General features: G+C 40.2%; 8 protein-coding genes and 1 pseudogene. 1 reads left to right on the top strand and 8 read right to left on the bottom strand.

The window, feature by feature from the left end:
• Window positions 1–35: 35 nt before the first annotated feature.
• Window positions 36–526 (top strand): annotated as a pseudogene (locus BLT91_RS30090) (LysR family transcriptional regulator substrate-binding protein).
• Window positions 527–733: 207 nt separating this feature from the next.
• Here BLT91_RS30090 and BLT91_RS30085 read toward each other — a convergent pair.
• From BLT91_RS30085 to BLT91_RS30050, 8 genes are all read right to left on the bottom strand, one after another.
• Entirely contained in the window at window positions 734–1,342 is a 609-nt protein-coding gene (locus tag BLT91_RS30085; RefSeq protein ID WP_090827905.1) for a DUF6624 domain-containing protein, read from the bottom strand.
• Window positions 1,343–1,489: 147 nt separating this feature from the next.
• On the bottom strand, window positions 1,490–1,669 hold the full coding sequence (locus BLT91_RS30080) for a hypothetical protein (RefSeq protein WP_090827903.1): 180 nt from the start codon (window positions 1,667–1,669) through the stop codon (window positions 1,490–1,492).
• A gap of 151 nt (window positions 1,670–1,820) precedes the next feature.
• Complete coding sequence (locus BLT91_RS30075; protein WP_090827901.1) at window positions 1,821–2,516, bottom strand: HAD family hydrolase; 696 nt, start codon at window positions 2,514–2,516, stop codon at window positions 1,821–1,823.
• A 362-nt stretch (window positions 2,517–2,878) separates the two neighbouring features.
• A complete protein-coding gene (locus BLT91_RS30070; protein WP_302847582.1) occupies window positions 2,879–3,805 on the bottom strand; it encodes an aldo/keto reductase in 927 nt (308 codons plus the stop codon).
• Window positions 3,806–4,808: 1,003 nt separating this feature from the next.
• The gene (locus BLT91_RS30065; protein WP_090827897.1) at window positions 4,809–6,095 is read right to left on the bottom strand and encodes an IS110 family RNA-guided transposase; all 1,287 of its coding nucleotides are present in this window, start codon (window positions 6,093–6,095) and stop codon (window positions 4,809–4,811) included.
• A 347-nt stretch (window positions 6,096–6,442) separates the two neighbouring features.
• Window positions 6,443–6,670, bottom strand: a complete 228-nt coding sequence (locus BLT91_RS30060) for a hypothetical protein (protein WP_090827895.1) — start codon at window positions 6,668–6,670, stop codon at window positions 6,443–6,445.
• Window positions 6,671–6,813: 143 nt separating this feature from the next.
• The gene (locus BLT91_RS30055) at window positions 6,814–7,059 is read right to left on the bottom strand and encodes a spore germination protein (protein WP_090827893.1); all 246 of its coding nucleotides are present in this window, start codon (window positions 7,057–7,059) and stop codon (window positions 6,814–6,816) included.
• Window positions 7,060–7,198: 139 nt separating this feature from the next.
• A complete protein-coding gene (locus BLT91_RS30050; protein WP_254777214.1) occupies window positions 7,199–7,714 on the bottom strand; it encodes an SDR family NAD(P)-dependent oxidoreductase in 516 nt (171 codons plus the stop codon).
• Window positions 7,715–7,792 lie beyond the last annotated feature (78 nt).

Genomic DNA, 7,792 nt, shown 5'->3' with positions numbered 1-7,792 from the left:
CCAGATCGCTTCTTGAGGCACTTAAGAAGGGCGAATTGGATCTCGCTCTTGCACATGAATGGGATGATAAATATTTTCCACAGTTGGAAGATTCAAATCCTCCGTCTGGAATTTGTGCGAAATCGCTGTATAATGACGAGTTAGTTCTTGCCGTTGCTAAGGGTCATCCTTGGAGAAACATAAAGCGGTTTCTATCCGGGAATTAAGGGAAGAATCGTTTGTATCTTTTAAAGAGGGATCGAGGTTACGTTCACTTGTATATGCGGCGTGCATCAGAGAGGGTTTTGAGCCAATCATTACCTCCGAATGCGCTTCTCCGCGGATACTGGTGGCAGAAGGCCTCGGGATTTCGATACTCCCTAGGCTGATGGCAGAGACGCCAGGGCCATCTATTTCGATTATCCCACTGGATCTTCCTCTATCTCGTTCGGTGGCCATCTTTTCCTTCGAGGGACGTTATCTCTCGCCGGCAGCCGATATTTTTATGCGTTATGCAGAAAAGTATCTAGGTACGGGTATTCCATGAGGGGATAGACTCACAATCTCATCAACACTCCCGCACTTTCCCCAACAAATTTTTTATGGTAGGGTTCACCTTAACGGTCATAACGGCGAAAAAGGCGAAGGAGCTACCTCGGCAGCTCCCTTTTTAGTTGCTATACTTATTACGCTATTGTTCTGCGTTAGCGTAATAAAGGCTCTGTGATATTCCAGCAGGTAATAAGAACAGCGTTTATTGTACTTTAGTAATCCATCCCACTTTCCTTGCCCAATCCTCCATCTCTGTTAATCTCGCATGGTAGTCTCCGGGGGGTTTTTGCCCTTCCTGTCGTGCCCGTTCCCGCATTATTTCAGTTTGTTTTTCGATCGGAGACATTCCGAGGGCCATTCTTAATTCATTTACTTTTTGTAAGTTCTCGATAGGAGATGGAGACAATAAATTATTTTCGTCCCAATCAAATTGCGTACCATATCTCTGGGGTTTTCTACCCAGTGTGCATATCCTATCTTCTAAATAAGCTAATTCCCGAGGTTCGATTTCGTCTATATAATGAGGACTTTTGAGTAAATCAAGAATCTTCTTCATGAAGGGCGGGTTACTAATTGAGTGCATGACTATCGTCCATGCCGCAGACGCTGCCTCTACGCCGACCTTTCTTTTTGTCGGGTAACCGAACTCATTAATGAGTTGCTCCAGCCTTTTCGAGTTAGTAACATGTACTTGCTCCATTTCTGGATGATATCCATCAAAAAGAGATCCACTTTCTAATAATTGTTTTCGTTTTTGTAAATCTGTATCTAACATATCATGGAGTTGCTTCTGAATTTGTTTTGTATCCATTAATTCAGCCCCTTTAACAAATACGTTTGCTGTATTGATCTATCGAATTATGGGATTTATATATATATATTTTCTACATCGTTATTACGTTATCCTGCCCGTTAGGACAGCAAAGAGCTGCAACGCGGCAGCCCCCTAATCTTTGAATTAGTGTTTATTGTTATGATAAATATTAATTAGAGTGGCGCCAACAACTAACGTTGAAATAACCACAATACAAAGGAATATTGCACTTCCAGAGAATCCGATGGATTGAATCTTTTCATACAAGAAAATTAATTCGATAAGTAAAAGAGCAATCCAAATACCGGCATGCCTTCTCAACATATTAATCCTCCTAAGTGTATTCTTATTGCATTTCTGATGGCAATATTATATTGCGCTATCGTTATCCGTTAGCTCAATCCCCAATAAAAATGAAATAAAAAGCCAGGTGAGCGTCCGAATATCTGATGGGTGATTATGGTACTATAACGTCCTACATACCCAAAACATTCACAAGATCTAAAAGATTTCTAATATTATATTTGGTATTAATGTCTTTAGAGACCTCAATATTTTGGCGGTTGTAAAAACAGAAATCGATTCCTGAGTTCATAGCACCATGATAGTCATCTTGTAATGAATCTCCAACAAATAGGACTTCACTGTTACTTAATTCAAGGTCATTTAATGCAATTTCAAAAATTTCTCTTCTGGGTTTCCTTATCCCTACTTCATCAGATATTACAATGGATTTAAACATTTCATCTATTTTTCCAGCTTTTAGCCTTTTTCTTTGAGATTCACTTATTCCATTTGTAATAATACCTAGTGGATATTTATCTTTAAAAATAGATAGTATTTGTTCTGCTCCATCTTCAAAAATGCAGGTATTACAAAAATATTCCCAATATGTGTCTGATAATTTACTGTGAAATAACTCCTCTCGATCCAGAGTGTCTCTGAATGAAAATCTCAATACATCACCTATTGTTCTTACTTTACCGCCATTTACAAAATCCATCCAATGACGAAAATTATGTTCCGAAAAAGACTTCCAAAACAAGTCCCATTCGATTATGTCATCAATAAAAAGATTGTGGTCATTACAGGTTCTTCTCATTGATTCAGTTTCACATAGACTAAAATTTAATAACGTATTATCCAAATCAAAAATAATTGCTTTGTACATGGTTTTCATCCTCGATTATGTAGTTTTTTATAACCTTTTACTATGATACTAGCGTTCCTCGTAAGTGCAATAATTTTTTACATATAAGGCTTGGAGGCAAGATTCCCTGGAGATTACTTTATTCTATTGCAATTAATTTTACCATATTTGGGAATATAATTATTGCTGCAATTTTTAAGTGCACATAATACACGTCTACTACGCAAATCTGTCCGTTTGTTGAGTGGAGAGGACATAGAAACAAAATGAAGAGATGGATCGGCTACATCACCGCAATCGGACTCAAGGAAAAATAGTTATAAGGCGAGATCATCGGATCCCGCCTTATTTCTTTCAGTAAGATTATATGAATTTGGGTTTACTTATCGGTTGTATCCGAAACGTGTTCCTGCCAATGAACGCCATACATCATCGCACTTCAACAGAGTCTCGGCATCCAGTGGATCCCCCTCAATCGACGCAATATTCTGCTCGAGCTGCGCCAGCTTGCTTACTCCAGAAATGATACTCGTCACGGATTCTTGCGCAGCGCACCACTTCATTGCAAGCTGCAGGATACTTAATCCGCATTCCGAAGCAATTTGAGTAAGCTTGTCGACAGCGGTAAAGTTCTCTTCTGACCAGTACCGCTTAAAGTATGTCTCATTGTTGGCAAACCGGGTATTTTCAATGGGCTGGCCTGGCATATGCTTGCCCGCCAGCAACCCCCCGGCGATAGGATTGTAGATGGCCATACCCATGTCGTGCGCTTTTAAAAAAGGAACCAGTTCTGTTTCTATGCCTCGGGTAATGGGGTTATAGACATTCTGGGTGATAATGGGGGCTATATAATTACGTTTGTCACAGATAGACAACATATCGGCGATCTGCCATGCGGCATAGTTACTTACACCAATATATCGAATCTTCCCCGACTTTATTAAAGTAGACATGGTTTCAAGTGATTCTTCAATGGAGGTTTCGTTGTCAGGTGCATGCATGTAGTAGATGTCGATATAATCAGTTTCCAGTCTCTTCAAACTGGCATCAACAGCAGTTAGGATATTTCGACGACTTAGTCCCGCATTATTTGGGTTCTCACCCATTTGACTGCGTACCTTGGTCGCAAGAATAATCTCATCACGCCTGCCTTTGAGACCCTTGCCGACGATCTTTTCGCTTTCGCCCTGATTATATGAGTTTGCAGTATCAAAAAAATTGATGCCATGCTCAAATGCGCAGTCCATGATATTAAGACTGTCAGCCTCACATGTTTGCCCTCCGAACATCATGGTTCCAAGACTCAACATGGAAACTTTAAGACTTGTTTTTGACAAATTATTATACTGCATTTGATAGCCTCCAATTCAAGAAACTTTGCCACACTTGACCATTTCCTATGTAATTATACACCTATAATCTGGAAAAACAACGAGAACTCCAATTGGTTTTTAGCTAAAGTTTGCTTGCAATTCGTTAACGAATGGAGCCTTTTTGTGAGATGTTTTGAATTGAATAAAAACTCCTACCTGAAGGGGCTGCACATTCGGATACTGAACAACCACGAGAATGGTAAAAAATGCTATAATAGACAAAATAAGTGTGATGACAAATGCAACAAGCTTCTGATTATCTGTTTATGGGTTCGTTAATTTTTTTGGTAATAACCGTCTTGATATTTTTCTTGGGAAGTGGAGGCATGTCTAGTTATAACAATGTTTCCAATGCTACGGGTGCTTTAACAGATCTACAAATGAATCACGACCACAAATGTTGGATACGCAAAACAATCGGTTGGTTAGACTTTTAAAATCATATCTGTTATGGATTCCTGTCGCTGGAATCATTGTTTCAATTATGCTATCTAAAATTTAAGAACTATAGTTCAACAAAAATAAGATATCCTCCCTCTATGGAGAATCGCTTAGCTCTTAAATGCTTCCGTTTTCTCAGATTTAAACCAATGATGCTTCCTGGCAGATAACATTTCAATGGAATGAAGTTGTAGAGGAAGAAATTTATGGGTCTTCTGATGTAAAAAAAACTCTTCACTCAAACCACCTGCTGTAAATAGTGGATACTATGGTAAAGTATGGTTGCACCTATGGATCTCCACATGGGCTCATGGTGGTCAACCCTCCCACATCTCGCAGAGTCTACGCTCCCACATTCCTTCATTCAACCTGTCCATGAGGTGGAGGTCAGATATGCTGCCCGGCAGGATCTTCGTCCGTATGGATAGTGCCTTTCCGACTCATCCGTGCTTCTTGTTATCTTTCCTTTGCTTAGATCATCAACACTGAAAATCGTTACTTAAGCAGCTTGCGGTAACTCTACAAATCGAGGGATATCCTGCATCATTTTTTCTTCACTGAACTCGTGTCCCTTTTGCAATATGCCAAAAAGGACCCGAATAAGCTTATTACACAGAGCGATGAGAGATTGCATCTTCTTCAACGGATTCGCCGGTCGTTTGGTGTAATACTCGTGTAAGGCTCGGAAGGCTGCATTTTTAGCGACCAACGGCATCATCACTCGAAAGAGCAATGCACGAAGACGTTTACGGCCTCGCTTGGTTATCTTCGTCTGTCCGTTGTGTGTTCCTGACGAATTTGTTTTCAAGTTTAACCCAGCGAGCTTTGTAATCTGCTTTGGATGACGGTACTGACCAATGTCACTTACCTCAGCTAGAAATCCTGCGATGGTGTCTCTTCCAATCCCTTTAATGGCCAACACTTGCTGTACATGTGGGATCTGCTTAAGCAGTTCATCCAATTTTGTTTCCAATTCTTCGAGCCTCTTATGAAACCATTCGTACTGGGCCAGCAGTAGCTTTAGCTCCATTTTAGCTAACTCTGAACCGTCTCGTATGCCTACAGAACGGCTCGCTGCTTCCTTCAGACTCTTGTTTCGACCTAGACCAAGTCCTCGCTTTGCAGCTTCTCTCAAGTGCTTCAGCAAGGTTTCATCCGGTACGAGAATAAGCTCGTGCGGCAGTAAATAAAGGCTCAGCATTTGAATGGCTGACTTGCACTCCCAGTCCTTAAATACCGTCAGAAACTCTGGAAAATACCGATCTAGCCAATTATGAACACGTGCTTGCACAACGCAAAGGTCAGTCGTCAGGTGATCGCGAATTTTCATCGCTTCCCGCAGTTCGGCATAAACGCCCTGTGGAAGGCTAGGTACGGCGTATCTCCCGTCTTTGACCAGTTGTGCGATCACTTTCGCATCTTTAATGTCATTCTTCGTTGGAGAGTTGTCATCTAGTTCTTTGCTTTTCTTCACGTGCAGTGGATTCACTACACCGTATTTTACTTGCTTTTCTTTTAGGAAATGAGCAAGGTTTAGCCAGTAGTGACCCGTTGGTTCCATACCAACGATGACGTCCTGGAACCCTTGCTCTGTTGAAATCTTCCGGAACCAGCTCACGAACAATTCAAAGCCTTTTCGATTGTTTTCAAACATAATGGACTTCCCGAACTCGACTCCGCGGTTGTCTTGGGCCCTCGCCACATGTTTGAATTTTGCGATGTCGACACCAATAATCAAGGTAGAAGATGTGATTTGATTAATTCGTTCATTTTGAGTAGAATGCATGTTGTAGTCTCCTTGGTTTTGTTTTTGGATCCAATCGCTAGCCAGCAACTGGGATCCATTAACATCATACCAAGGAGTCTTTTTATTTCTCAAACCTCGTATTTCTTCATAATAGGAATGCTGCCCGTTAGTTTAGCAAGCTACAGGTCAGACTACTACTTGTCGGCAATCGGACAATGTTCTTGTCACGAATCGGGAATCGGATCAAGTTCTTGTCATTGACATATGACAAGAACTTGATCCGATAACTAAAAAAGCCCGCGGTTTACGCGGACTTCATTCGGATAATGTTCTTGTCAACCGACAATTGTTACTTTTTTTTTAACTACTTACTTCTAACTCACTCTTCATTGTTTTTTTGGCGCCCTATTCAATTTTAAAAAACCAAAAAAGAACAAAATCCGCGAATTGTGTTCGGGAATTTTTGTTCTTTGCAAGCTATCGAAAACATCAAGTCCAAATCTTTGCAGTGAAGCAATTTCTGCTATTTTTAGTGAAGCAATTTCTGCTATTTTTAAGCTATAGGTAATTTTTTCAAAGAGTTGATTTTGTTTGTCCTGAGATTTAAACTTCATAGTAGAGCGTCCTCCTGGATGATGGGATTTTAAGGGCTATGACCCGTTGCGTACTCCCATCGTACCGAGGCGCTCGTTTTTTTGCAAAGCTCAAAATTAACGCTCTACAAGAACCATCGTAATGACATAACAAAAATTCATATTTATACCACATTAGTGTTGACAGCTGGCTTAAAGTCTTCGTCATTAATCGGTGCATCAATAAAATCATTATCAATTATAAAATTAAATACATTGACGGATAAAGATGTTCCGATTGATTGTCCTTGGGCATAATTATTCTTACTGTGTGAATCCCAACTAGATTGTGCATTTTCTCCGATACCAATCGTAGCGTTTGTATTAATGGAATTTACGTTAATCATATTGAATACTATTGAACTCGGCATATTCACCTCTCCTATCAATGCAGTAATTCCCCGATATGGTTGAACTCTGTATCATAGGCTATTCACTCGAATCAAGAATGGTGTTAAGAAGAGTGAATGAATTATTTATTGTGCCTTTCTCAAGCTTAGAACGGCTTTATTAAGGTAATAAATAAATTCTTGAAATTGAGGTTGAGTTACCTCTAGTTCTTTGTTGGTAAATCGCTTTTACACCACCAGATAAACGTTGTTGTACATTTCGACTTAAATCATCTGCTATAATTTCATAGCTATCAACTTCAATACCGTCGATTGCAATCTTTGCAATGTCAGCAGGTTTAGACTTTGGTCCAGTAACTCCTGCTGTCATGTCTGTGTCCATATAACCTACATGTAGACCAGCAACACGAATATTTTTAGAAGCTAGTTCTAGACGCAATGAATTTGTTAAACTCCATGCTGCAGATTTGGCTGCTGGGTATGCACCACCTTCGTTCAAGCTGCTCACCCACGATAGAACAGAAAGAATATTAAGAATTGTTCCTCCACCATTTTTTTCGATAATCGAAGCAAAGGCACGAATCACGCTGAGAGTACCGAAATAATGAGTATCCATCTCTAATCGGATTTTATCCATCTCACGTTCAAGTAATGAAGCTCTGCTGAAAATTTTCATGACGCTGTACATCCGCAAGAATATAACTTAAGCAATATTCCCCTATTTTCCGCCCAAAGCAGCCGACCGTACGCGTTA

The sequence above is a fragment of the Paenibacillus sp. yr247 genome (assembly GCF_900103825.1).
Lineage (GTDB): Bacteria > Bacillota > Bacilli > Paenibacillales > NBRC-103111 > Paenibacillus_E.
Note: the sequence above shows the minus strand (reverse complement) of the source record. Positions and strands in the feature narration are given on the sequence as shown.

Bases quoted from the DNA above. Each gene is read 5' to 3' on its own strand.
- BLT91_RS30085 (WP_090827905.1), bottom strand. From the start codon at position 1,342: ATGGATACAAAACAAATTCAGAAGCAACTCCATGATATGTTAGATACA.
- BLT91_RS30080 (WP_090827903.1), bottom strand. From the start codon at position 1,669: ATGTTGAGAAGGCATGCCGGTATTTGGATTGCTCTTTTACTTATCGAA.
- BLT91_RS30075 (WP_090827901.1), bottom strand. From the start codon at position 2,516: ATGTACAAAGCAATTATTTTTGATTTGGATAATACGTTATTAAATTTT.
- BLT91_RS30070 (WP_302847582.1), bottom strand. From the start codon at position 3,805: ATGTTGAGTCTTGGAACCATGATGTTCGGAGGGCAAACATGTGAGGCT.
- BLT91_RS30065 (WP_090827897.1), bottom strand. From the start codon at position 6,095: ATGCATTCTACTCAAAATGAACGAATTAATCAAATCACATCTTCTACC.
- BLT91_RS30060 (WP_090827895.1), bottom strand. From the start codon at position 6,670: ATGAAGTTTAAATCTCAGGACAAACAAAATCAACTCTTTGAAAAAATT.
- BLT91_RS30055 (WP_090827893.1), bottom strand. From the start codon at position 7,059: ATGCCGAGTTCAATAGTATTCAATATGATTAACGTAAATTCCATTAAT.
- BLT91_RS30050 (WP_254777214.1), bottom strand. From the start codon at position 7,714: ATGAAAATTTTCAGCAGAGCTTCATTACTTGAACGTGAGATGGATAAA.